Annotated in this window: 25 protein-coding genes and 1 pseudogene; 14 read left to right on the top strand and 12 right to left on the bottom strand. The window is 69.5% G+C overall.

Annotation, left to right across the window (positions count from 1 at the left end; genetic code table 11):
• Positions 1-25: 25 nt before the first annotated feature.
• Positions 26-724: a TMEM165/GDT1 family protein gene (locus ABFT43_RS15395; protein WP_347961206.1), complete on the bottom strand. Its 699-nt coding sequence runs from the start codon at positions 722-724 to the stop codon at positions 26-28.
• Between the two features lie 148 nt (positions 725-872).
• Positions 873-1,397 carry a peptidase gene (locus ABFT43_RS15390; RefSeq protein WP_347961205.1) on the bottom strand — a complete coding sequence of 175 codons (525 nt, stop codon included), beginning with the start codon at positions 1,395-1,397 and terminating at the stop codon, positions 873-875.
• Positions 1,398-1,619: 222 nt separating this feature from the next.
• Here ABFT43_RS15390 and ABFT43_RS15385 point away from each other — a divergent pair, with 222 nt between their 5' ends.
• The gene (locus tag ABFT43_RS15385) at positions 1,620-3,710 is read left to right on the top strand and encodes an ABC transporter ATP-binding protein (RefSeq protein WP_347961255.1); all 2,091 of its coding nucleotides are present in this window, start codon (positions 1,620-1,622) and stop codon (positions 3,708-3,710) included.
• A complete protein-coding gene (locus ABFT43_RS15380) occupies positions 3,707-4,459 on the top strand; it encodes an energy-coupling factor transporter transmembrane component T family protein (RefSeq protein WP_347961204.1) in 753 nt (250 codons plus the stop codon). Before ABFT43_RS15385 ends, ABFT43_RS15380 begins: the two co-directional genes overlap by 4 nt.
• Positions 4,460-4,544: 85 nt before the next feature.
• On the opposite strand, the gene ABFT43_RS15375 is transcribed toward ABFT43_RS15380, so the two are convergent.
• The gene (locus ABFT43_RS15375) at positions 4,545-5,174 is read right to left on the bottom strand and encodes a superoxide dismutase (RefSeq protein WP_347961203.1); all 630 of its coding nucleotides are present in this window, start codon (positions 5,172-5,174) and stop codon (positions 4,545-4,547) included.
• 176 nt (positions 5,175-5,350) lie between these two features.
• Positions 5,351-5,503 carry a hypothetical protein gene (locus ABFT43_RS15370; protein ID WP_347961202.1) on the bottom strand — a complete coding sequence of 51 codons (153 nt, stop codon included), beginning with the start codon at positions 5,501-5,503 and terminating at the stop codon, positions 5,351-5,353.
• 225 nt (positions 5,504-5,728) lie between these two features.
• Here ABFT43_RS15370 and msrA point away from each other — a divergent pair, with 225 nt between their 5' ends.
• Positions 5,729-6,442 carry a peptide-methionine (S)-S-oxide reductase MsrA gene (gene msrA, locus ABFT43_RS15365; protein ID WP_347961201.1) on the top strand — a complete coding sequence of 238 codons (714 nt, stop codon included), beginning with the start codon at positions 5,729-5,731 and terminating at the stop codon, positions 6,440-6,442.
• Between the two features lie 38 nt (positions 6,443-6,480).
• Positions 6,481-7,554 carry a winged helix DNA-binding domain-containing protein gene (locus ABFT43_RS15360; protein ID WP_347961200.1) on the top strand — a complete coding sequence of 358 codons (1,074 nt, stop codon included), beginning with the start codon at positions 6,481-6,483 and terminating at the stop codon, positions 7,552-7,554.
• Positions 7,555-7,559: 5 nt separating this feature from the next.
• Here the strand turns inward: ABFT43_RS15360 and ABFT43_RS15355 are convergent, their stop codons facing one another.
• Complete coding sequence (locus ABFT43_RS15355) at positions 7,560-8,297, bottom strand: VOC family protein (protein WP_347961199.1); 738 nt, start codon at positions 8,295-8,297, stop codon at positions 7,560-7,562.
• A 37-nt stretch (positions 8,298-8,334) separates the two neighbouring features.
• On the opposite strand from ABFT43_RS15355, the gene ABFT43_RS15350 reads away from it, so the two are divergent.
• The 5 genes from ABFT43_RS15350 to ABFT43_RS15330 all read left to right on the top strand — a co-directional run bounded on the left by ABFT43_RS15350 (position 8,335) and on the right by ABFT43_RS15330 (position 12,765).
• Complete coding sequence (locus ABFT43_RS15350) at positions 8,335-9,198, top strand: S49 family peptidase (protein WP_347961198.1); 864 nt, start codon at positions 8,335-8,337, stop codon at positions 9,196-9,198.
• Between the two features lie 404 nt (positions 9,199-9,602).
• Positions 9,603-9,953: a rhodanese-like domain-containing protein gene (locus ABFT43_RS15345; RefSeq protein WP_347961254.1), complete on the top strand. Its 351-nt coding sequence runs from the start codon at positions 9,603-9,605 to the stop codon at positions 9,951-9,953.
• Positions 9,950-10,975 carry a DUF4328 domain-containing protein gene (locus tag ABFT43_RS15340; RefSeq protein WP_347961197.1) on the top strand — a complete coding sequence of 342 codons (1,026 nt, stop codon included), beginning with the start codon at positions 9,950-9,952 and terminating at the stop codon, positions 10,973-10,975. Before ABFT43_RS15345 ends, ABFT43_RS15340 begins: the two co-directional genes overlap by 4 nt.
• The gene (locus ABFT43_RS15335) at positions 10,972-11,781 is read left to right on the top strand and encodes a glycerophosphodiester phosphodiesterase family protein (RefSeq protein WP_347961196.1); all 810 of its coding nucleotides are present in this window, start codon (positions 10,972-10,974) and stop codon (positions 11,779-11,781) included. The genes ABFT43_RS15340 and ABFT43_RS15335 overlap by 4 nt, the downstream gene beginning before the upstream one ends.
• Positions 11,782-11,841: 60 nt before the next feature.
• Positions 11,842-12,765, top strand: a complete 924-nt coding sequence (locus tag ABFT43_RS15330; RefSeq protein WP_347961195.1) for a DUF5926 family protein — start codon at positions 11,842-11,844, stop codon at positions 12,763-12,765.
• A gap of 106 nt (positions 12,766-12,871) precedes the next feature.
• Here ABFT43_RS15330 and ABFT43_RS15325 read toward each other — a convergent pair whose 3' ends face one another.
• Together ABFT43_RS15325 and ABFT43_RS15320 are read right to left on the bottom strand one after the other, a co-directional pair.
• On the bottom strand, positions 12,872-13,408 hold the full coding sequence (locus tag ABFT43_RS15325) for a ferritin (RefSeq protein WP_347961194.1): 537 nt from the start codon (positions 13,406-13,408) through the stop codon (positions 12,872-12,874).
• A gap of 96 nt (positions 13,409-13,504) precedes the next feature.
• A complete protein-coding gene (locus ABFT43_RS15320; RefSeq protein WP_347961193.1) occupies positions 13,505-14,881 on the bottom strand; it encodes an LCP family protein in 1,377 nt (458 codons plus the stop codon).
• A gap of 49 nt (positions 14,882-14,930) precedes the next feature.
• Between ABFT43_RS15320 and ABFT43_RS15315 the strand changes: the two genes are divergently transcribed.
• On the top strand, positions 14,931-16,325 hold the full coding sequence (locus ABFT43_RS15315) for an APC family permease (protein ID WP_347961192.1): 1,395 nt from the start codon (positions 14,931-14,933) through the stop codon (positions 16,323-16,325).
• Here ABFT43_RS15315 and ABFT43_RS15310 read toward each other — a convergent pair.
• Both ABFT43_RS15310 and ABFT43_RS15305 read right to left on the bottom strand, forming a co-directional pair.
• Positions 16,304-17,101: a CPBP family intramembrane glutamic endopeptidase gene (locus ABFT43_RS15310; RefSeq protein WP_347961191.1), complete on the bottom strand. Its 798-nt coding sequence runs from the start codon at positions 17,099-17,101 to the stop codon at positions 16,304-16,306. The genes ABFT43_RS15315 and ABFT43_RS15310 overlap by 22 nt on opposite strands.
• Before the next feature lie 66 nt (positions 17,102-17,167).
• Positions 17,168-17,919 (bottom strand): annotated as a pseudogene (locus tag ABFT43_RS15305) (DUF2470 domain-containing protein).
• Positions 17,920-18,081: 162 nt separating this feature from the next.
• Between ABFT43_RS15305 and pheA the strand changes: the two are divergent.
• Positions 18,082-19,053, top strand: coding sequence for a prephenate dehydratase (gene pheA, locus ABFT43_RS15300; RefSeq protein ID WP_347961253.1), 972 nt, complete (start codon positions 18,082-18,084; stop codon positions 19,051-19,053).
• On the top strand, positions 19,053-19,712 hold the full coding sequence (locus ABFT43_RS15295) for a histidine phosphatase family protein (RefSeq protein WP_347961190.1): 660 nt from the start codon (positions 19,053-19,055) through the stop codon (positions 19,710-19,712). Before pheA ends, ABFT43_RS15295 begins: the two co-directional genes overlap by 1 nt.
• 43 nt (positions 19,713-19,755) lie before the next feature.
• Here ABFT43_RS15295 and ABFT43_RS15290 read toward each other — a convergent pair whose 3' ends face one another.
• The 3 genes from ABFT43_RS15290 to ABFT43_RS15280 form a co-directional block, all read right to left on the bottom strand.
• Positions 19,756-20,256 (bottom strand): hemerythrin domain-containing protein, encoded by a 501-nt coding sequence (locus ABFT43_RS15290; RefSeq protein WP_347961189.1) that lies wholly within the window; start codon positions 20,254-20,256, stop codon positions 19,756-19,758.
• Positions 20,257-20,346: 90 nt separating this feature from the next.
• Positions 20,347-20,697, bottom strand: a complete 351-nt coding sequence (locus ABFT43_RS15285; protein ID WP_347961188.1) for a metallopeptidase family protein — start codon at positions 20,695-20,697, stop codon at positions 20,347-20,349.
• 3 nt (positions 20,698-20,700) lie between these two features.
• A complete protein-coding gene (locus ABFT43_RS15280; RefSeq protein ID WP_347961187.1) occupies positions 20,701-21,921 on the bottom strand; it encodes a septum formation family protein in 1,221 nt (406 codons plus the stop codon).
• Positions 21,922-21,978: 57 nt separating this feature from the next.
• On the opposite strand from ABFT43_RS15280, the gene serS reads away from it, so the two are divergent.
• A complete protein-coding gene (serS, locus tag ABFT43_RS15275; protein WP_347961186.1) occupies positions 21,979-23,238 on the top strand; it encodes a serine--tRNA ligase in 1,260 nt (419 codons plus the stop codon).
• An 11-nt stretch (positions 23,239-23,249) separates the two neighbouring features.
• On the top strand, positions 23,250-24,185 hold the full coding sequence (locus tag ABFT43_RS15270) for an EamA/RhaT family transporter (RefSeq protein ID WP_347961185.1): 936 nt from the start codon (positions 23,250-23,252) through the stop codon (positions 24,183-24,185).
• Positions 24,186-24,222 lie beyond the last annotated feature (37 nt).

Raw genomic sequence — 24,222 nt, 5'->3', positions numbered from 1 at the left:
AGACACCTTCCGGGTGGCGAGGTGATCAGGGCACCAGCGAGTCGACGGCCTCGGCCCGCGCCGCCGGTCGGCGGTCGCGGGCGATGAGGAAGACGCCGACGCCGGTGATGACGACCGCGGCGGAGACGGTGGCGGCGATCATCGGGGTCGACGCGCCGACGAGGCCGGTGGTGGTGAGCCAGGCCGCAAACGCGAAGAAGAGGATGGCCGCACCGACTGCGATGACCTTCTCGGGGAGGTGCTTGCCGAGGAGCACGCCGACCGCGATGGCCAGCGCGTCGGCGGCGACCATGCCGATCGTCGAGCCGATCCACACGCCGAGCCAGTCGTGGTCGGTGGCGATCGTGATGGTCGCGAGCATGGTCTTGTCGCCGAGTTCGGCGAGGAGGAACGCGGACATGACCGCGAAGAACACCGAGGCGCCGGCGCGCGACGCCTTGTTCTGCTCGTCCTCGTCGAGGCGATCACCGTAGAGGGTCCACAGGCCGAAGACGAGCATGGCCAGGCCGGCCAGGACCGACAACAGGTCGGTGGGCAGGCCCATCCCGAGGAAGTGCCCGAAGAACACCGAGACGGCGTGGACGGCCGTGGTGGCGGCGGTGATGGCCAGCAGGATGACCCACCAGCGGTACCGCAGGGCGTAGGTCATGGCCATCAGCTGTGATTTGTCGCCCAGTTCGGCGATGAAAATCACGCCGAAACTCAGGAGGAGGGCGGTGATCACGAAGGCCAGGTTAGTGAGTCCTAATTACCGAATGCAACTGATGAGTAGCCCGCATCTTCGCAGGTGGGGGACTCGCAACCTATTGTTCGGCGACCCGCAATCCTGTGTCAGGGCACCTGCGGGACGGCCCGGTCCCGAGCAGGCGAGCTCAGGCGGCCAACAGCATCGCCAGCACTGCGGTGTCGGGGTCGGCATTCGGGTCGATGCCGATCTGGTTGCGGAGGTTGACCACCGTGCCGTCGGCCTCCGCCTCGGCCCAGCCCGCGCGGTGCTCGAGCCCGAGCTCGGGGATGCCGGGAAGCAGCACGCAGCCCGACGCGACCTCCGAACACTCCGGCAGCGACGGCCGCGTCTGTGACGGCGGATGCAGCATCACCAGCGCCGGGGGATTCTTCAGGAACCGGCCCGCCTCGACGAAACTGTCGTCGGTGACGTTACCGATGGCCACCATCATCCCGACCGTGTCCTGCCCGGCCTCGGGGGGACGGTCCTCGACGACCCCGAAGATCGTCGTCGTCGGGAGGAATCCGGGCCGGCACGCGATGCGCACCGAGCCCACCAGGGTCTGTGTCCACTCCAGCGTCGATTCCGGCCAGCGGCCGGAGATGAGGATTCCGTTCAGCTTCCCATCATCCTGCTTGAACGGGGTGAGTCCGATCGGAACCGAGTTCATCGCTTCTCTCCTCCAATCCGGGTGGGAGGCCGGGCATCTCGCGCCCGGAACTCCCGGGATCAACACCATGATCCACCCGTGTGGACCAGAATCCGCCCACGCGGCAAACCCGACAACCCGAACCACACTCTTGTGACGGTTCTTTAACAAGGGCGCGTCCGAGGGGCCGGCCGGACCACCAGGCACACTGGACCGGTGAAGAACTCGCCCCCGCTGCGGCCGATGGAGTTCGCGTCGGTCGCGATCTTCGGAGGCCTGACCGTCGCCGCGGTCGTGATCGCCTCGGTGATCCCGCTCGCGCAGGCTGCCGGACTCCTCGCGCCGATCCCGCTGGCCCTCATCGCGGCGCGGACCCGTCCGCGCGCGCTGATCACCGCGACGGTCGCGACCACCGCGGTGGCCTTCGCGATGGCCGGAACAGGCGCGATGGCGACGGTCCTCGGTTCGGCGCTCGTCGGCGGCGTGGTCGGCGACATCAAGCGGCGCGGCCGCGGATTCCCGGCGCTCGTCCTGGCGACCGCCCTCGCCTCTCCGCTCCTCGGCGGGGTATCGGTCCTGGTCCTGCTCGTCCTGGTCCCGCTGCGCGAGCTCACCATCGAGACCCTGACCAATTCCATCCACGGTCTGGCCGCATGGATGCACCGTTGGGGGCCGGCCGATCCCGTCGGCAACGCCTTCGACGCGGTCGCCGACAGCATCACCTCGCACTGGTGGGTCTGGATCTGGGTGTCGGGAACAGCGGGCACGGTCATCTCCCTGGTCGTCGCGTGGTGGATCCTCGGCGCGGTGATCCACCGGTTGCGGGACGTACCCAGCGAGGACACCCTCGAGTCCGATGTCCGGCCGGCCGGGCGGGCGGCGGTCGAGTCCGGCGTCGCGCCGCTGCCGATCGTCGCCGAGGGGGTGGGCTTCGCCTACACACCGGGCGCACCGCCGGTCCTCCACGACATCGACCTGCGCATCGACCCCGGGGAGTTCGTCGCGATCGTCGGCGCCAACGGTTCGGGCAAGTCGACGCTCGCCAAGATCCTCGCCGGCCGCGCCCCGACCAGCGGCGTCGTGCACCGGCCCGGACTCGCGGGTCTCGGTGTCCACGGCGGCACCGCGCTCGTGCTCCAGCGACCCGAGGTCCAGATGCTCGGCTCGCGGGTCGCCGACGACGTGGTGTGGGGGCTGCCGGCCGGGACCGAGGTCGACGTGGACGCGTTGCTGGCCGAGGTCGGACTGGCCGGGCTCGGCGACCGGGAGACCACCGACCTGTCCGGCGGACAGCAGCAGCGCCTGGCGATCGCCGCCGCCCTCGCCCGCGAGCCGCAACTGCTCATCGCCGACGAGGTCACCTCGATGGTCGATCCCGAGGGACGGGCACAACTCCTGCACCTGCTGGCGTCGCTGCCGGAACGTCGCGGCATCGCGGTCGTGCTCATCACGCACCGTGGCAGCGAGGCCGCCGCGGCCGATCGGATCATCCACCTCGATGCGGGGCGCCTCGTGCCGCATCCGCCGCACTGGATGCCCGACGCGAACACCGAACCCGCCCACATCGGTTCCGGGGCGCTCGCCGATCCCGGCCCCCACATCGGCGGTCCGCTCCTGGTGCTCGACCAGGTCGGCTACGCACACCTGCCGGGTTCGCCGTGGGAGGTCCGGGCGCTCACCGACGTCAACCTCACCGTCTACCGCGGCGAAGGGCTGCTCATCGTCGGGGGCAACGGTTCCGGGAAGACGACCCTCGCCTGGATCATGGCCGGTCTGCTCACCCCGCAGACGGGTACCTGTCTTCTCCTCGGTACTTCCGGAAAGATAACGCCCGCAGCCGGTTTCGATGCCGGGGAACCCATGACCGATCACGTCGGCGCGGTCGGGCTCGGCTTCCAGCACGCGCGTCTGCAGCTGCAGAAGGTGACCGTGGCCGACGAGCTCATGGCCGCCGGCGGGGAGAAGATCGGCACCGCCGAGGTCGCGCGGGTCCTCGAACTCGTCGGCCTCCCGAGGAAGATGGCCGCGGCGAAGATCGACTCGCTGTCCGGCGGTCAGATGCGCCGCGTCGTGCTCGCCGGCCTGATCGCCCGCAACCCCGACATGCTCGTCCTCGACGAACCGCTTGCGGGCCTCGACCCGGTGTCGCGTGACGAGATCATCGCCCTGCTCGCGAGACTCCGCGCCGAAGGCATGACGATCGTGATCATCTCGCACGACTTCGAGTCCCTGGACTCGGTGTGCACCCGCCGGGTCCGGCTCGTCGACGGGCGGTTGGTGCCGGACTCCCACGACATGGCCCCGACGCCGGGCCCAGACGGAGGTGCCCGATGACGATGCGCGCGGTTCCGCTGCGTCAGGTGCCCGGAGATTCGTTCGTCCATCGGTTGTGGGCGGGCACCAAACTGGTGATCGTCCTGATCCTGGGCATCATGACCTGGGTGCTGCCGTCGTGGCCTGCGCTCGGCATGGTGGCCGGGGTCGTGATCGTCACCGCACTCATCGCCGGGATACCGCTGGGCGCCATCCCGCGGCCGCCGTGGTGGTTCTGGGGACTGATCGGGATCGGCGTGGCGGTGAACACCTCCTTTGCCGGTCTCGCCGGGGCCCTGCTGTTCCTGCGGGCGACCGCGCTCGCTCTGGTCCTGGTCGGCAGCTCGATCCTCGTCATCTGGACCACGCCGATGGCCGACGTCGCGCCCGCGCTGGCGAAACTGATGCGGCCGCTGCGGTGGCTCAGGCTGCCGGTCGACGAATGGGCGGTCGCGATCGCGTTGTGTCTGAGGGGACTTCCGATGCTCATCGAGGAGTTGCGCATGCTGCGCGCGGCGCACAAGCTGCGTCCGGTGGCTCGAGGTCGCAGCGACCATCCGTCGGCCGAGATGGGCGTCTTAGACCTCATCACCGCCGCCATGTCGTCGGCGCTGCGTCGCAGTTCGGAGATGTCGGAGGCGATCACCGCCCGCGGTGGCACCGGTCGGCTGGCGGCGCACCCGTCCCGGCCGGGTCGCGCGGATGCCCTGGCACTCTTCGCGATCGCGGTGGCCTGCGGGATCGCCGTGGCGGCGACGGTGCTGTGGTAGCGCGAACCCCGGGAACACAGCAGCGGCGCCGGCCACCCGAGGGTGACCGGCGCCGCTGCTTGGTTCGAACTCTTGCGAGAAGAGATCAGGCGGGGACGATGAGTCCGGCGCCCTGGGTCTTCGCGCGGCCGTAGCGCTCCGCGGCGTCGGCCCAGTTGACCACGTTCCACCAGGCCTTGACGTAGTCCGGCTTGACGTTCTGGTAGTCGAGGTAGAAGGCGTGCTCCCACATGTCGAGCATGACGACCGGGATGATCGCGGCCGGGATGTTGCCGCTCTGGTCGGTCAGCTGCAGGATGACCAGCTTGCCACCGATGGTGTCGTAGCCCAGGATCGCCCAGCCCGAACCCTGCAGGGTGGTGGCGGCGGCGGTGAAGTGGGCCTTGAACTTCTCGAAGCTGCCGAACTGCTCGGTGATGGCCGCGGCGAGGTCACCCTCGGGCTCGCCACCGCCGTTGGGCGACAGGTTCTTCCAGAAGATCGAGTGGTTGGTGTGACCGCCCAGGTGGAAGGCCAGGGTGGCCGAGAGGCCGTAGACCTTGCCGGCGATGGACTCGTCCTCGCGGGCTGCGGCCAGCTTCTCCAGGGTGTCGTTGGCACCCTTCACGTAGGTCGCATGGTGCTTGCTGTGGTGGAGCTCCATGATCCTGCCGGAGATGTGGGGCTCCAGTGCCCCGTAGTCGTAATCGAGATCCGGCAAGGTGTATTCAGCCACGATGTTCCTCTCTGAGGTTCGTTGGTGCTACTCGTTCTTCCTGTTCGCGCGTGCACCCGACGGAAAAGTCGTGACACGCGGATGGTTCCACCCAACCGCAGTACATGGGTGATTGCAACAAGCACACGAAAATAAACGTCAAGTGCGGTTGAAGATCACGTTCGCCGGAGAGCGGCTCAGAGAAGGGCGACTGCGACGAAGAGGAGGAGGATCGCCACGATGCTCAGTGCGATGGCGCGGCAGCTCTTCGCGACGTCATAGTTGGCGCGCGGGACGCCGCGGGGTGTCCGGAAGGCGTCTCGGAGGTCTCCGGTCGCGTGCGTCGCCATCGTCGCCTTTCATCGTGGATCGGCTGTGCGGTCACATCGGCTCGGTCACATCGTGTGCGACCACATCGTGTGCGACCACATCGGGCTGCGATCTGATCGTGAAGTGATCTGATCGTGAAGTGATCGGCGTCACAGCACCGATGTGATCGTCATCATAAACAGAGCCGGTCGATCGACTCAACTCGTCCGATCGGACGTATTCCCGCACCCGCGTAGACTCGTGACATGTCTTGGCTCGACCAGCTCTTCTCCGCGAGTTCGCACAAGCAGCACCTCATCACGCCGGACGAGGCGCTGCCCGGTCGGGACACCGAGATCGCGGTGCCGGGGCAGCACCTGGTGCTGCGCACCCCGTTGCGTGGCCGCCCGGGACCGGGTGGCACCCACGCCAACGGCGGCGTCGGCGACTTCGGCGACGACAAGTCGATGATCGTCCTGGCCGGCGGCTGCTTCTGGGGCGTCGAGGAGATCTTCTGGCAGGTCGAGGGCGTGTACACCACCGCGGTCGGTTACGCGGGCGGCTTCACCCCCAACCCCACCTACGAGGAGACGTGCACCGCGCGGACCGGGCACACCGAGTCGACCCTCGTCGTGTTCGACCCGGGGGTCGTCGATCTCGAGGGCATCCTCAAGATCTTCTGGGAGTCGCACGATCCCACCCAGGAGATGCGGCAGGGCAACGACATCGGCACCCAGTACCGGTCGGCGATCTACACCTTCTCCGACGCCGACCTCGACGTCGTGAAGAAGACCGCGGTCACCTTCCAGTCCGCGCTCGATGCCGCGGACGCCGGAGAGATCGCGACCGAGATCAAGCCGCTCGCCGAGGCCGGCGGCGGCCGGTTCTACTACGCCGAGGACTACCACCAGCAGTACCTGGCCAAGAACCCGCACGGCTACCGCTGCCACTCGTCGACCGGAATCCGTTATCCTGCCTAGGTGTTGGTCCGTCCGCCGGTGAGCTCGCGAGATCAGCGGTGACCGAGGCGATCACGCTGCGGCAGTGGAACCGGACGCTCCTGCAGCGGCAGCATCTCCTGCAGCGCATCGACGAGGACGCCATCGAGGTCATCGATCGCTGTGTCGGCCTGCAGTCCCAGGACCCACGCGCGGCGTTCTTCGGATTGGCCTCGCGCATCGAGGGATTCGACCCCGCCGAACTCGACGACCTGCTCCTCGGCCGCGAGGTCGTGCGGATGGCGTTGCTGCGGTCCACCGTCTTTCTCGTCGACGCGGAGGACGCCCGCTGGATTCGTCCGCTCGCCGAGCCGACCCTGCGCCGCGAGCTCACCACCGTCCATGCGAGGCGTCTCGCCGACGCAGATCCCGATCGGGTCGTCGACGACGCGCAAGAGCTGCTGACCGGTACCGAACTCGCCGCAGCCGAGCTGGGACGGCGGCTGGCCGAGCGCCATCCCGGGGAGAACCCGTCCACCCTGACCGCGATCGCCCGGTGCGGGCTGCCGCTCGTGCAGGTGCCACCTCGCGGGTTGTGGCGGGGGCACGGCGCTCCCACGTATCGGCTCTTCGATGAGTGGGTCGGACCGGGGGAGCCGGCGGTCGTCGACGACGCCGCGCGTGCCGACCTGATCCGCATGTACCTCCGTGGATATGGTCCGGCGACGGTTCAGGCCATCCAGACGTGGTCCGGCCTCACCGGGCTCAGGCCGCTCGTCGAGGCACTCGAATCCGACTGGGAACTGCGGACACTCACCGGTCCGCACGGGGAGACCCTCTACGACCTCGAGGGACTCGACCTCGCCGATCCCGACGCGCCCGCCCCGGCACGCCTGATCGCACCCTTCGATCACGTGGTCGGTGTGCAGGCCGACCGTGTCCGGGTCGCCGATCCGGAGTTGTTCCGCCGCACCGTGACCGCCAACGGGCGGTCGCCGGGATTCGTCCTAGTCGACGGGTACCTCGCCGGCACATGGCACCTCGACCTCGAGCGGGGCGTCCGTGTCGAGTTCCTCCGCGAGGTGGACGAGGCCGGGCGTCGCGGGGTCGACGAGGAGGTCGACCGGTTGCGGGATCTCCTGGCCGCGGAGTAGGGCGGTCAGATCCCGGTCCGCGGGTTCCGCGCGGTGATGCAGTAGTACCGGCCGGCGGGATCGGCCATCGTCGTCCAGTTCGGGAAACGCTCGACCACCCGCGCTCCCCATCCCTCGTGCCGCGCGACCTCGTCGTCGACCGAGTTGGCCGCGACGTCGAGGTGGGCCGAGACGGTGTCGCCGGATTCGACGCGCTGCAGCAACAGCCCGAGGGTGAGTCCCGGGTCCCGCGTCAGGTGGACGAACTCCTCCCGGGCGGCCGCCGCCGGCTCCCATCCGGTCAGCGCGGTCCAGAACGAGGTCTCCTCGTCGAAGTCCGCCGCCGGGATGTCGATGCACAGCTGATCGACGATGCTGATCGCGTCGCCGGGCCAGCGGATGGGGCGGGAACGTTCGGACTCGCCCTCCCACGGCACGATGCAGAACCGGAAGCCGGCGGGCGACCGCAACACCAGGTGGGTGGGGAAGTCCCGTTCGCGCGTGGCGCCGAGGCCGATGGCCTCCGCGGCGGCCGAGTGCATGTCGTCGACGTGGATGTCGAGGTGGACGCCACCCGGACCGTCGTCGACCCGCTGCACACGAAGGTGCGGATCGCCGGTGAACGGTTCCAGTGACGCGAACTCGCGGTGCTCTCCCCGTGGCGGGGACACGGTGCTGCCGGAGATGGCGCGCCAGAACCTGACCTCCTCGCCGAACCGGGCGGCGGGGAGGTCGAGGAATGCAGTCAGCCATCTCACCTGCACGCGAGCGAGTCTACGGTTCACAACTAGACTCGGGCAGATGACTGCAGGACCTCTGGGCGCGTTGGGCAAGAAGTTCGCGAAGTCGCGTGCCGAGCATGTCGCGGTGGTCCGCCTCGACGGCCCGATCGGCGCGGCGTCGATGGGCAAGCACGGGATGACCACCGAGACGCTCGAGCCCGTCCTGAAGAAGGCCTTCGACACCGATCGCCTCAAGGCCGTGGTCGTCGTCGTCAACTCGCCGGGCGGGTCGCCCGCGCAGTCGGAATACATCGCCGAACGCATCCGGCAGCTCTCCGCCGAGAAGGGCGTGCCGGTGCTGGCCTTCTGTGAGGACATCGCCGCGTCCGGGGGCTATTGGGTCGCCTGCGCGGCGGATGAGATCTTCGCCGCCAAGACCTCGATCGTCGGGTCGATCGGCGTGGTGTCGTCCGGATTCGGTCTCTCCGAGGTCCTCGACCGCTTCGGCGTGCAACGCCGGCTCTACGCGACCGGCGACAACAAGGCGCGTCTCGATACCTTCCTGCCGGAGGTGCCCGAGGACGTCGAGTGGATCAAGGGTCTGCAGGCGCAGCTGCACGAGGCGTTCATCGGGTGGGTGCGGCAGCGCCGAGGCAAGAAGCTGTCCGGCTCCGACGCGGAGCTGTTCAACGGCGACGTCTGGGTGGGCCGCCGGGCCCACGAACTCGGACTCGTCGACGGCATCGGCGTGATGCGATCGGTGATCGCCGAGCGCTACCCCGATGCCGAGATCGTCACCGTCGACGCGCCCAAGCCGCTGCTGGCGCGGATCGTCGGGAACCAGGTGTCCGCGTCCGGTCTCGCCGAGAGCCTGACGACCGGCGTGCTGGCCGCGTTCGACCGCGCTCCGGCCGTCCGGACGGGCCTTCTACACCACGACTGAGGCCCTATACCAGACCCTTGTTCGGGGGAATCCCCAAGGGTTTTTCAACAGGTTATCCACAGGTGTGTGCACTGGAAAGAAAATGCACGACCGATCCGCTGCTGCAGTTTCGTGAATTTCCTACGCATCTATGGTCCGAATTGCGTGACCCTGATCACAACTGCACCGGCCGTGGCCAGCAGTTTTCCACAGTTTCCACAGTCTCATCCACAGGTAGAGGTTGATATGTGCACAGTCCGACGTTGTCCCGAACGTGCTTGTGGATAAATATATGACGATCATCATAGGGCGTTTCGCCGGGGTATCGACCGCCCGATCCGGTCACGCGGACGCCGCGCGTGAAGGGCGTGCAGATGACGTGGCGACCGACGGGGCCCGACTGTGCCACCATGGGAATCGTGACCATGGGTGACATCACGCAGGTGCCGGTGACCGAGCTGCCGGACGACTTCACGGGCAAGACCGACGCGATCATGCTCGATGTCCGCGAGGACGACGAATGGGCCAACGGCCACATCCGCGGAGCCGTCCACATCCCGCTCGGGGAGATCCCGGCCCGGCTGGACGAGATCGATCCCGACACCCCTCTCTATGTGGTGTGCCACTCGAGCGGACGCTCGATGCGGGTCCTGCAGTACCTGTCCCAGGTCGGCTACGACGGCATGTGCGTGCGCGGCGGGATGCTCGCCTGGCAGGAGCACGGCAAACCCATGGAATACGGCACGGGCGACGGCGAGGGCGACACCCTCCGATGATCGACCTCTGCCCGCGGTGCCGCATCCAGGCGCCGCACCGTCCCGGCCGTGAGCGCTGCCCCCGCTGTGGCGGGCCGCTCAGCGTCGTCGACGACGCCGCGCGCGCACTGCGCGAGGCCGAACGCAACCGGGACCTGGTCGGCGCCCGTGCGGCCTCCGCGCCGCGGGCCGTGCCGCCGCAGGCACCGCCGACCGGACGCATCTTCCGGGCCCCGCATGTCCGCTGGGTGGCCCGCCGCCCTCCGGAGGCCATTCCGGTCCGTCGCCGCGCGTCGCGTCCCCCGGGGCCACGACGCATCCCGCGGTACACCTACATCCCCACGTGGGGCTTCCACGACGAGCCGGCGGCCGCGGCGCAGGGGCAGAGCAGGACAGACCAAGCGCGGTCCCGGCTGCTGTTCGCGCTCGTGATGACGGGATCGGCCCTGGTGGCCTCCGCGGTGATCCACCTCTTCCGCTACATCCTGCTGGCGCTCAACCGGTCGACGCCGCTGCCGGAGTGGCTGATCGCGCTCTCGGACTGGCTGGTCCTGTTCATCGGCGTGCTCGCCCTGCTCGGCTTCGTCGCGTCGACGTGGTTCTTCACCCGCTGGGTGCTCGACCTGCGGGCGTCCGCCCACCGCGACGCCCACCTGCTCGATCCCCGCCGGCCCGTCTGGGTCGCGCTGCTGACGGCGGTCCCGCTGGTCAACCTGGTCGGCGCGCCGCTGATCCTCGGCGAGGTCGCCGCCCTGCGGGTGGCGCACGATCGTGATCTCGACGCCGAGCGCGTCCGGGGTCGCCTGCGCCGCATGTGGGTCGCCTGGGCGATCGTCAACGCCGTCGCGATCGCGGCGGTCGTCGCGCGTGTCGTCGCCTGGCGGTCCGACTCGGTGCAGACCGGCGCCAACGCGCTGACGATGGTGATCGTCAGCTCGGCGGTCTCGGCGGCATTCGCGTTCTGGATGGCACGTCGGGTGCCGGCGCTGTTCGACGCCTCGTCGGCACCCGTCCCGACGAAGAGGTGGGTGGCGGTCGCATGAGCTCACGGGTGAACCTCAACGCGGTGGAGAAGGTGTCCCGGTCGGGCAAGCCGGCCGTCGTGGCGCACCGCGGCGCGTCCGGCGACCGGCCGGAACACACGCTGGCCGCCTACGAACTGGCCCTGGCGCAGGGCGCCGACGGGCTCGAGTGCGACGTCCGGCTCACCGCCGACCACGAGCTGGTCTGCATCCACGACCGCACGGTCGACCGGACCTCGGACGGTACCGGGATCGTCAGCGAGATGAGCCTCGCGGAACTCCGTGAACTCGACTTCGGCAGTTGGCATCCGTCCGGCGGGCCCGCGTCGGTGCTGACGCTGCGCGAACTGCTGACCCTCACCCTCGACTGGCGACGGCCGGTGCGGTTGTTCATCGAGACCAAGCACCCCGTGCGCTACGGCAGCCTCGTCGAGCAGAAGCTGCTCGAGATGCTGCACGAGTTCGGGGTGGCGACCCCGCCGTCGGCCGACCACAGCCGCGCGGTGGTCATCTCCTTCTCGTCGGCCGGCGTGTGGCGCATCCGCCGTCACGCCCCGATGCTGCCGACGATCCTGCTCGGTGAGACCGCGCGCGTCCTGGGCGGTAGCGCGGCGACCGCCGTCGGAGCCACCGGCATCGGGCCGTCGGTGACCACCCTGCGGCAGTATCCGGACCTAGTCGACCGTGCCGCCGCGGCGGGCCGCGTCACCTACTGCTGGACCGTCGACGAACTGGTCGACGTCCAGCTGTGCGCCGACCTCGGGGTGCGCTGGGTGGCCACCAACCATCCCGCGAAGGTGCGTGACTGGCTGGTCACCGTGGACTGAGCGGACCGGCTGACCGATCGGGTCTCTCGGGTCCGGCCACCCTCATGAGAAAGTGGACCGATGGGCAAGAAGAGCAAGCGGGGCAGTGGACCCCGTCCGGGAAGCAATCGCGCCGAGCGGGTCGCCGCTCGTAAGGCACGACAGGCCGCCGCGCTGGCGCCGCCGCCGCGGCCGTTCGCCGGGCTGGCCGCCGAATGCGACCTCGTCGCACTGCGCACCTTCGTCGCGTCGGCGACCGCGCCGCTGGAACTCGTCGAGCCCGCCGGCTCGCGCAACGAGGTGTCGATCGTGACCATCCTGCCGGGCGCCGGACCGGCGCTCACGCGTGAGAACAACGCCGCCACAGAGGGTCTCGTCGCCCTGCAGACCGAGCCCGATCGGATCGCGCCGGCCATCGAGCTGGCCGCCGCGATCGCGTGGGCCGCGCACGCCGAGGCCGGGACCGAGTTCGACCTCGAGGCCGCGGAGGAGTCGCCGTCACTCGACGAGGTGATCAGGGCCGACGCCACGCTCGACATCACCGTCCACGACGATTTCTCGTGGTGGTTCCCCGAGGGCACCGAGATCCCGGCGGAGATCAAGCCGATGTTCGAGCGCGCCAACGAGTCGGTCCTGCCGACCGCTCGGCTCGTCGTCGACAGCGGCAACGGCGCGCCGTGGTGGGTCGACGCGGGGGAGCGCGCGCACCTGCGCTGGATCCGTCCCGAACCCGAGGACGACCTCATGGCCGCGATGGCGCGCCTGCATGCGGCGGGCCGCCTGACACTGGGCGAGGGATCGCGCTTCGCCGGGTCCTTCCGGACCCACGGTCTGCTCGTGCCGGTCTTCGACCTCGACAACGAGATGCACCACGAGGAATGGCATGCCGGCCTCAATCAGCTCGACGAGTGGCTCGGTGAGGCGCTCGCCGAGACCACACCGCTGACCACCGCCGAACTCCGATCGCGCGACGGCATTCGCGGACGACAGGTCACCCTGCGCTAGTACCTCGGGTCAGAGAAGCCGGACCACAACGCATTTCGGCGCCGCCACCCACGAAGGGTGACGGCGCCGAAATGCCGGTGCGATCCGAGGATCGACGGCCGGGCGGCTAGACGACGCCGCCGGCCACCGGTGGCGCGGTCGGGTCGGCGGCCTCCGGGCCGTTGAACTCGCGTTCGACGAAGTTCTCGATGTCGAAGAGGTTGCCCTTGGCGCGCTCGGCGATCGTCAGCAGCGTGGTCATCGTGGCGACCTCCTCTACCTGCTCCTTGAGGAACCACTGCATGAACTGCTCACCGAGGTAGTCACCGGTGTCGCGGGCCGACTTCGCGAGATCGACGATCTGCTGGGTGACCGTCTTCTCCTGCTCGAGGGCGAGCTTGATCGGGGCCTGGTAGTCCTCGAATGTGTTGTTCGGAGCGGGGATTCCCGGGATCTCGACTTCCATGTCGCGGTCGAGGAAGTACTGGACGATCATCATCGCGTGGTTGCGCTCCTCGACTGCCTGGCGGTAGAAGAGCTTGGCCAGTTGCGGCATGTCGTGGTTGTCGAAGTAGGTGGCGACCGCGATGTACTGCTGCGACGCGTAGAACTCGTTGCCGATCTGGTCGTGCAGCAGTTGATGGAACTTCGTGAACTCGGTCATGTCACCCATGGTGACACCGAAAAACGCCTTCTACCAGCAAGTTCAGCCTTACTGAGGGTAGTCTGGCCTCTGTTTGGCAAGGCTTTGTTCGCCACGTCAGCCCGCGTCGACCAGTAGTTCCTCGGGGATGGGTTGACCTGCGCGGATGTGCGCGAAGAAGTTCTCGGTCTGCTGCGTGACCGGAAGTGCCAGACCGTCGTCGGTGTATTCGCTCTCACCCGTGGGTGTGGTGGTCGTCACGGGATCGCGGAGCGCGAACAGCAGGGTCGCGAGGTTCCAGATGTGGTCCCGCTCGTCGACGGTGAGCGATTCGATGGCACCGTCGATGAATCCGAACAACCGGAAGGGGTTGAGCATCACGGCCGGGCTCGACGCGCGTTTCACCAACGCCGAGAGGAACTTCCGCTGATTCACCACGCGCTCGAGGTCGGCGCGCGGAAAGGCGCGGGTGCGCACCAGGCCCAGGGCCTGGCGGCCGTTGAGATGGTGACACCCCTTGGCCAGCCTGAGCCCGGCCTTGGGGTCGTTGAGCGGCTGGTCGATGCACATGTCGACGCCGCCCACCGAGTCGACGAGGGTGTCGAAGCCGCCGAAACCGATCTCGGCGTAGTGGTCGAGGTGGACGCCGGTGAGGTTCTCGACGGTCTGCGCGAGAAGTGCCGGACCGCCGATGTTGTACGCCGCGTTGATCTTCAGGCTGCCGTGGCCGGGGATCTCGACGTAGAGGTCGCGCGGGATGCTGACGATGGTCGCCTTCCCGTTCCCCGGCGGATTGTGCACGAGCATGATCGTGTCGGTGCGCGAACCGTCGGCGTCACCGGTGGCCAGCGACCTGCGCTGGTCCTCGGTGAGGTCGGCGCGGGAGTCGGTGCCGACGAGGAGCCAGTTGGTGCCCGGTGTGTCCGCGGGCCGGCCCGCGTAGGCACGCAACACGTCGATGCGATCGAGTTTCGAGTCGTAGTAGAAGAGCAATCCGATCCCGCCGAGCACGACCACCAGCAGCAGGACCAGCAGGACGCGGCCGACCCGCAGCACTCGGCGACGCCGCCTGCGCGGACGCGGGGGGACGGCCGCGGGCGATGATGGTCCGGGCGGACGCCCCGAGGGGCGGCCGGCGCGACGGTCGTCGCGGGGCGGGCGCGTCCCGCCGCCACGTTCGGCCGGCGGGATCGGTTCGGGCTTCTGGGTCGGGGCGTAGGCACCGGCCGGGCGGGCCGCCTGCGGGGCGTGCGGTCCCTGCGGGGTGCGGCCCGGCACCGGACCCTCGGCGGGGATCCGCGGGATGGCCTGAGGATGCGCCGACGGCGCGGGCCTGCCCGTCGGTTGTGCCGCAGGACCGGGTGCGCCCGCGGGTGCGGGACCCGGGCGGCCCGGCGGGAAGTGCCGCGGCGGGCTGGCACCGGCCGGCCGGCCGGGAGGCACCTGCGGACCCGGCCGACCACGCCGCATGATCGGGGGGTCCTGCTCGTTCATCCACACCAATGTACGCATCGTTCGTGCTCGGGCGGGGTATGTGGACCCCATGACCGATCACGTCGCCGCCCCGCCGGAGAGCGGGCCCACTGATCCGCCGACCCCGCTCAAACGGGCCATCACCGGCAAACTGCTGTTCCTGTTCATCCTCGGCGACGTCCTGGGTGCGGGGATCTATGCGCTGGTGGGCGAGATGGCCGGCAAGGTCGGCGGCGCGGTGTGGGTGCCGCTGCTCGTGGCCCTCGTGATGGCGTTGCTCACCGCGGGCTCCTACGCGGAGTTGGTGACCAAGTACCCGCAGGCGGGTGGGGCCGCGGTGTTCGCCGCCCGCGCCTACCGGTCGTCGCCGGTGTCCTTCCTCGTCGGGTTCTGCATGTTGGCCGCCGGCGTCACCAGCGCGGCCGGGCTGTCGCTGGCGTTCGCCGGCGACTACCTGAAGGAGTTCTGGGACGTCCCGACCACCGGTGCGGCGCTCGTCTTCCTCGTCGCGGTGGCCCTGCTCAACGCCCGCGGCATCAGCGAATCATTGCGCGCCAACGTGGTGATGACCGTCGTCGAGGTGTCGGGTCTGGTGCTGATCATCGTGCTCGCCGGCATCGTCCTCGGCCGCGGGGGCGGGGAGCCGCAACGGGTGCTGGAGTTCGACGACTCGACGACCCCCACGCTCGCCGTGCTCGGCGCCGCGGTGCTCGCCTACTACTCGTTCATGGGCTTCGAGACCTCGGCGAACATGGCCGAGGAGATGCACGACGCGCGGCGCGTCTACCCGAAGGCGCTGTTCGGTGCGCTGCTGACCGCGGGCGTGGTGTACGTGCTCGTCGGGCTCGGTGTCTCGTTCGTGGTGTCGCCCGACCAGCTCGCCTCGTCGAGCGGCCCGCTGCTGGAGGTGGTCTCGGCCGCCGACGTCGGCGTGCCGGACCGGTTGTTCTCGCTCATCGCACTGATCGCGGTCGCCAACGGCGCGCTGCTCACGATGATCATGGCGTCGCGGCTGACCTTCGGGATGGCGCGCGACGGACTTCTCCCGTCGACGCTGGCGCGCGTCCTGTCGCGGCGCCGGACGCCCTGGGTGGCGATCGTCGCGACCACCGCGATCGCGATGGTCCTCGCCGCGACCGGATCGGTGGCCGCACTGGCCGAGACCGTGGTGCTGTTGCTGCTGTTCGTCTTCGTGAGCACCAACGTCGCCGTCCTCGTGTTGCGCCGGGACGTCGTCGACGCCGACCACTTCCGGGTGCCGACGATCGTGCCGGTGCTGGCCGTCGTGTCGTGCATCGTGCTCATGACCCAGCAGAGCGCCGAGAGCTGGTTGCGCGCAGGGATTCTCCTCGCCGTCGGGCTCGTGCTCTTCGGGTTGGCCCGGGCGACCGGTTCGGGTGGACGTGGGGACGGCGCGCCCGCGGCCGGGGCGGAACCGGAGGCTCAGCCAACCCAGGACAGGTGATCGCGCAGCAGCGCGTACCCGAGGAAGGCCACCACATCGATGACGCCGTGCCCGATGACCAGTGGCCATGTCCGACCGGAGACCTGGAAGAACCGTCCGTAGACGAGGCCCATCAGCACGTTGCCGACGCCGGCGCCGAAGCCCTGGTAGAGGTGGTAGCCACCGCGCAGCACCGCGCTCGCGAGCAGTGATCCGGTCTCGGAGGCGCCGAGCTGGCGCAGCCGGGTGATGAAGTACGCGACGACGATGAGCTCCTCGGCGGCGGCGTTGCCGAGCGCGATGAGGATGAGAACCGGCCACTCCCACCAGGAGTCGGCCTGGCTGGGGATGAGGCCGGCGTTGAGGCCCACGGCGCGGGCGACCGCGACGAGCGCGAGGCCGGGCAGGCCGATGATCGCGGCGAGGGCGAGGCCCGCGGGGACGTCGCGGCGCGGGGTCCACCGGCCGAGCCCGACCCGCGTGGGGCGGATCCCGCTGCGCCACAACAGGTAGACGCCGAGCCCGCCCATCGCGAACAGGCGCAGCGCGTACATCACCTGGCGAACGGCGTCGATGACGGCGAGGTCGGAGCGGCTCGGGTTGAGCGCGACCGTCGTGTCGCCGATGCCGCCGGTCAGCTGGGCCTCGAGCAGCGCGAGGACCGCCGAGATGGCGGAGAACCCGAACGTCAGCACGCCGACGATGACGAGTTCGACGATCAGCCCCCGTCGTTCGGCGCGGTCGGTGACGACCGGGATGCCGTGCGGCGCCGGCCGCAGGTACTCGCGCAGTGACATGCCGGACAGCCTAGGCGCGCCTCCCGGGTTGCTGCCCGCGGTGCGAGCGCGGCCGGCCGCGGGGGATCAGTCCGGCATCGAGTTCAGGAACGGGCATCCCGCGAGGTTCCGCAGCGCCCGGGACAGCTCGATCACGTCCGACACCGGCCGCGGGAAGGGGAGTCGCACGTCGGAGTCGCCGTCGGTGCTCTCGATGCGAAAGCGGATGCCGAAGCGGTCCAGTCCGAGCGGACGGACCCGGCCCGTGCGCAGGTCGGCGGGGATCTTACGGGCGAGCTGCCCGACGAGGTCGGCGTGGTCGGCGTCGAGGTGGGCCAGCCAGCCCGCTTCGCACTCCCAGAACGGGTCCGGGTTCGCGTCGGCGAGTTCGGCCGCGGTGACCGCCGCCGCGCCGGAACCCGACGCGATCACGGCGGTCTCGACCTGCAGACGCACCATGGACGCGCCGTGGCCGATGTCGAGGAGACCGTCGTCGGGGTGCTCGCCGGCGATCTCGACGGCCAGGTCTCGCTCGAGGTCGCCGGGACGCGGAACAGCACGCCGTTGAGCCAGACCACCGAGCGGACGCGTTCGCGCAGGTCGATGGGTGCCCAGTCGGTGACCTCGAGCATGGCCGGGGTGCCGTCGGACCCGTCGATCGCGGCCATCGCATCACCATGGGTGGGGACCAGGACGAATGCCTGGGACTCGAACAGGTGGACGACGTCGATCGGGGTCGTGTCGGCGCCCTCGACGGCGAGGAGGGCCGAGCCCGGCCGGCGGCAGGCCGTCTGGATCATCTCGGCGTCCGTCGGGCGGGCGGTCGTCGTTCGCGTCATGTCTGTCTCCGATCGGCGCGGGCAGCTGTGGTCGAGCCGGCTGGCTTAGAAGGTAACCCTAACCTAAATAGGTCCGCCTTGCCCGTCAATGGGTCGTCGTGCCCGGGATTCCACGGCGATCGCGGCCTGCCCGGTCGCGCGGGCATCGTCCACTACTCTCGTGTGGTGCCTGTCATCGCCTACTTCGGCCCGCGCGGAACCTTCGCCGAGATGGCACTCGATGAGGTTCTCGCCTCACACGACACCACGCTCGGCGGACTCGACCTCGACGACGACGTCACCAAGGTGGCGGCGTCGAGTCCTGCTGCGACCATCGCGATGGTCCGCAGCGGTGAGGCCGATTACGGCTGTGTGCCCGTCGAGAGTTCGCTCGAGGGTTCGGTCCCCGCGACCATGGACGCGCTCGTCCCGCCGGCGAGTTCCGGGGCGGACGGCCGCGTCCAGGTGTTCGCCGAGACCGTCCTCGACATCGCCTTCACGATCGCCGCGGCCACGCCAATGGCCGCCGGGGAGGTCCGCACCATCGCCGCCTACCCGGTCGCGTCGGCGCAGGTCCGGCGCTCGGTGGCCGAACTGTTCCCGAACGCGGAGTTCGTCACCTCGGGATCGAATGCCGCTGCCGCGCAGGATGTCGCGGCCGGCAAGGCCGACGCCGCGGTCACCACGGGTCTTGCCGCACGACTGTCGAATCTCACCGTGCTCGCCGACGGTGTCTGCGACGCGAAGGAGGCCACCACACGCTTCCTCGTGCTGGGACGTCCGGCGGTGCCGACCCGGCGCACCGGCACCGACCGCACCTCGGTCATCCTCGACCTGTCCAACGAACCGGGCAGCCTGATGGCGGCGATGAACGAGTTCGCTTCGCGCGGCATCGATCTCACACGCATCGAGTCCCGGCCGCAGCGTGACGAGCGGGAGGGCCGGGCCATCGCCGGCCGCTACCGCTTCTTCCTCGACGCAGTGGGACACATCGACGACGCCGCGGTCGCCGAAGCCCTTGCCGCACTTCATCGCCGGTGCGAGCGGGTGGTCTACCTCGGCTCCTGGCCGGCGATCCGCACAACCGGGTCGCCGCCGCCCGACCACGCCGAATCCCTGGCGTGGGTCGAGGCGATGCGGCGGGGTGAGTACTGATGGCGCGACTGCACCTGGTCCGTCACGGCGAGACCACCGCGAACGTCATGCGCCGCCTCGACACCGCACTTCCCGGCGCCGCGCTCACCGATTTCGGTGCGCGCCAGGGGGTTCGGTTCGGCCTGGAGAACCGTCCCGAACACGACGCGGTGCTCCTGAGCTCACATGCGCTGCGCGCGCGGCAGACGGCCGAACTCATCGCGTCGGTGTGGGACATCGACACCGAGCCCGTCGACGGCGTGCACGAGGTCCAGGCGGGTCTTCTCGAGGACCGCTCGGACCGCGAGGCGCACGACACCTTCCACGACGTCATGGAGCGCTGGCACGCCGGCGATCTCGATGTCCGCATCCCCGGCGGCGAATCGCTCGCGATGGTCTACGACCGGTACCTCCCGACGGTCGAGGATCTCGCCCGCCATCACCTGACCGGCACGAACCCCCGCGAGGTCTACCTGGTCAGCCATGGTGCGGCGATCCGCCTCATCGCGGCACGCCTCGCCGGCATCGACTCGCGCTTCGCCGCCGCGACCCATCTGGGCAACACCGGCTCGATCGAACTCGAGTACGTCGACGGGGTGTGGGTGTGCCACCGCTGGGGCGCGGAGACCGCGCCGTTCGGGCGGGTCGACGAACCGCTCGTCGACGACCCGATGGGCTAGCGACCCGCCGGTGCCGGCGACCCGAGAGGCCGGCGCGGCCCCGCTACTTGATGATCGCGTCCACCGTCTTCTTCAGGGCCGACGGTTGGGACGGACGCCGCGGGGCCTTCTCCCGGCGCGCGAGCATCTCTTCGCCGATCTCCGCGAGTTCCTTGCGGCCGAGCGCTTCCCGCACCTTGGGGAACCACTCGTCCTCTTCCTCCTCGATGTGGTGCTCGACGTTCTCGATGAGCACCGTCGTCTTGGCGTCGAACCGTTCGGCATCCGGGCTCATCCCGGCGAGCTCGACGACCAACACGTCGGCGACGTGGTGTTCCTCGTACGACTCGAGGATGTCGTCCTCGAGCTCGGGGACGCGCTTGCGGATCTCCGGGTACATCACCTCGTTCTCGATGTAGGTGTGCACCGTGAGGGCCTCGATGATCTTGTCCACGATCTTGCCCTTGGTCGTGGTCGCGTTCTCGCCCGCGGACCTGAAGTCGCGGAACAGTTTGCGGATCTGCTTGTGCTCGTCCTTGAGGATGACGATGGCGTCGGTCGACATGGATGGACTCCTACCGTGGGCTGGACCGGTGCCCTCGTATTCCTCGATCCGAGGCGGACGAAACCTGCCGCGGCAGGTGGCGGCCTCGGGTCAGCCCCAGCCGTTGGCGTGCAGCCACTCGTCGTCGATGCCGAAATGGTGGGCGATCTCGTGCATCACGGTGACGGCGACCTCGTGCACCACCTCGTCGCGGGTTCGGCACATGGCGAGGATGGGCTCGCGGTAGATGGTGATCGTGTCGGGCAGGTACCCGCCGTAGTCGTGGTCACGGAGGGTGAGCGCCACGCCCTGGTAGAGGCCGAGGATGTCGGGCTCCTCCGGGTTGCGCGGCTCGACCAGGATCACCACGTTGTTCATCGCGTCCGTGAGCTCCGACGGGATGGTGTCCAGTGCATCGGACACCAACTCGTCGAACTCGTCGTCGGACATCCTGACCGGCACGCGTCAGCCCGCCGGTGCGGGGACTTCGGCCGGGTTCGGCGCGATGCCCGGGGGCAGCGGCACCGGCGTGGGCAGTGCGCGGCCCGGCGGGGCGGCCGGTGGCGGGACGGGCGCCTTGCCGTTGATCAGCAGGGTGCCCTCCTTGACGTCGCCGACGAGGGTCGCGAAGCCGCCGCGGTTGTCGGGCAGACCGAGGTAACAGACCACCTTGCGGCTGCCGGCCAGCCAGCTCGGCTCCGAGAGCACCGACCACTGCACGTTGAGGGTGGTCTTGTCGAGCTTGTCGGCGCCACCGGCGAAGCGTTCGGCCTGCTTGGGGCAGATCGACGCCAGGTAGTTGTTCTGCGCGCCGGTCGGCGGCCACGGCTTGTTCGACATCCGGTCGCCGAATCGGACCGCGAGGTCGACGATGCCGGTGGTCTGGAAGGCGTGCGGCTCGGCGCAGTTCACCGGGAACCCGGTGGGGGAGCGGTCCTCGGGGTTGATGCCGATGCAGGTGCCTTCCGGCCACACGAAGGACTGGTTCTGGTCGGCGACGCGGCCGGAGAACTGGGCGGGCTGGCCGTCCGGGCCGTTCTCCTGGATGCCACACCGCAGCTCGCGCGCGCCCTTGCCCCACTGGTCCTGCGACGGGTACATCATCCCGACCGAGAACCGGCCCTGCGGGTCGAGCCGACCGTCGAGGTAGGAGTCGACGATGATCGGGCACTGTTCGTCGCGGATGGCGGCGAAGCGATCCGGTCCGGGCCAGGCGGCGTCCTTGCCGAACTCCGCGCCGGGGATGAGCGAGGTGTCGATGCCGCCCGCGACCTCGAAGCGGTGTTTCTGCTCGCACCCGACCTTTGACGGCCGGCCGGGGCTCCCGGCCGGCCAGTCCAGGCAGTCACCGGCCACCGACTCGGTGAAGGCGTTCTGCACGAGTCGTTCGCCCTCGCCGATGTTGCTGCCGCCGACGCGGCCGGAGTCGTCGAACACACCGGTCGCGAAGGCGACGCCACCTGCGACCACCGCGCCGATGACGATCGCGGCGAGGACCACGAAGATCGGGTTGCGCGCGAGGGGGCGTGGCGGCCGCGGCGTCGTCGGGCCCGGTTCGACCGGGGCGAAGTCGTCGTCCGGCGCGGACTCGTCGAGGGGTGCGGTCTCCGGGTCGAAACCGGGCTCGGGTGTGAGCCGGGACTCGTCCGGGACGCGCTTGTCGCGATCGGGGTCGGGCGTGTTCATCGCAATCCATCATGCCTGGCCGGGTCGCTCTCCCGCGCTCAAGTAGGGTTTGAAGGCGTGATCGACCTGAAGATTGTTCGTGACGACCCCGATCTGGTCCGCGCCTCGCAGCGTGCCCGCGGCGAGGACCCCGGTCTGGTGGATGCCCTTCTCGAGGCCGACGCGGCGCGTCGCGCGGCCATCGTCGAGGCCGACTCGTTGCGATCGGAGCAGAAAGCGCTCGGCAAACAGGTCGGCAAGGCCCAGGGCGACGAGAAGCAGGCCCTGCTCGCCAAGGGCAAGGAGCTCGCCGAGAAGGTGAAGGCCGCCGTGGCCCGTCAGGCGGAGGCCGAGGCGGCCACCGCACGGGCGCACCGCGCCATCTCCAACATCGTCGCGCCGGAGGCCCCCGCGGGTGGTGAGGACGACTACGTGGTCCTCGAGCACGTCGGCGAGGTCCGCGAGATCGAGAACCCGAAGGACCACCTCGAGTTGGGTGAGTCGCTCGGCCTGCTCGACATGGAACGCGGCGCGAAGGTGTCGGGCTCGCGCTTCTACTTCCTCACCGGCCAGGGTGCGTTCCTACAACTCGGCCTGCTGAACATGGCGGCGCAGAAGGCCGCGGCCAACGGCTTCCAGCTGATGATCCCGCCGGTGCTGGTGCGCCCGGAGGTCATGGAGGGCACCGGGTTCCTCGGCGCCCACGCCGACGAGGTCTACCACCTCGACAAGGACGACGATCTGTATCTGGTCGGCACGTCGGAGGTGCCGCTGGCCGGCTACCACATGGACGAAATCCTCGACCTGTCCGGCGGACCGAGGCGTTACGCCGGCTGGTCGACCTGCTTCCGCCGCGAGGCCGGGAGCTATGGCAAGGACACCCGCGGCATCATCCGGGTGCACCAGTTCGACAAGGTCGAGGGCTTCATCTACTGCAAGCCGGAGGACGCCGAGGCCGAGCACCAGCGCCTGCTGAACTGGGAGAAGGAGATGCTCGCCGCGATCGACGTGCCGTACCGCGTCATCGACGTCGCCGGCGGCGACCTCGGTTCGTCGGCGGCCCGCAAGTTCGACTGCGAGGCGTGGATCCCGACCCAGAACACCTACCGCGAGCTCACCTCGACGTCGAACTGCACCACCTTCCAGGCGCGGCGGCTGTCGATCCGGTACCGCGACGAGAACGGCAAGCCGCAGATCGCCGCGACGCTCAACGGCACCCTCGCCACCACCCGCTGGCTGGTGGCGATCCTGGAGAACCACCAGCAGCCCGACGGTTCGGTCAGGTTGCCGGCGGAACTGGCGAAGTTCGTCGGGACCGACGTCCTCACGCCACGGTGAACTGAGTCGTCATGACCGGCGGGATCGTCATCGCGGTCATCGGAGCGCTCGCCTTCGCCGCGGCGGCGGTGTTGCAGGCGCTCGGGGCCGAACAGGTCTCGCAGCGCGCGGCGATCCGTGAGGAACGCCGACGATCCGCCGGCGCGCACCCGTCGCTGAAGTCGACCGCGCTGACGATGCTGACGGTCCCGTTCCTGGTCGGGTTCGTCTTCGACATCATCGGTTTCGTCGCGACGATCGCCTCGGCCCGGCTGATCCCGCTGTTCCTGTCGCAGACGATCATCTCCGCACGGCTCGTCGCCACCGCGCTGTTGGCGCTGGTGGTGCTGAAAGTCGGCCTGACTCTTCGTGATTGGATCGCCGGCGCGGTGGTCGTGGTGTCGTTGGCGCTGCTCGCGGCGTCGGCCGGCCGGGAGGGCGTCGACCACACGGCGTGGATGCGCTGGGCGGTGCTGGTCGCCGGTCCCGCGCTCATCGTGCTCGGCCTGGTCATGATGCGTCGCCTGAAGACCCACATCGCATCGGTCACCGGACTCATCGCGGGTGCGGTGTTCGGCGTGATGGCCGTGGCGTCGAGGATTCTCGACGGTGTGGATCCGTTGCGACCGGCGGTGCTGTTCACCGACCCGGCGCTGTACGCGCTGCTGATCAGCGGTATCGGCGGCTTCTACCTGTTCACCGTCGCGCTCCAGACCGGTTCGGTCAACGGCGCCGCCGCCGCGCTGGTGGTCGGTCAGACGGTGCTGCCCGGTGCCGTCGGAATCGCCTTTCTCGGCGACGTCACGCGGGCGGGCTGGGGTCCGGTCGCGTTCGTCGCGTTCGTGGCCGCCGTCGGCGGGGGAGTGGTTCTCGCGTCGTCGGGCGCGGTCACCGCCGTCGAGACCGCCGAGGCGACGAATGCGCCTCGTGGGTACGGGCATCCGGCGCGGGCGGAGCACCGGGACTGACTGCGGCCACGACCGGCGCCGTCGGTCGGCGGATGGG

The sequence above is a fragment of the Gordonia aurantiaca genome (assembly GCF_039939235.1).
In the GTDB taxonomy this organism is placed as follows: Bacteria; Actinomycetota; Actinomycetes; order Mycobacteriales; family Mycobacteriaceae; genus Gordonia.
This window is presented reverse-complemented; position numbering and strand designations above follow the sequence as displayed.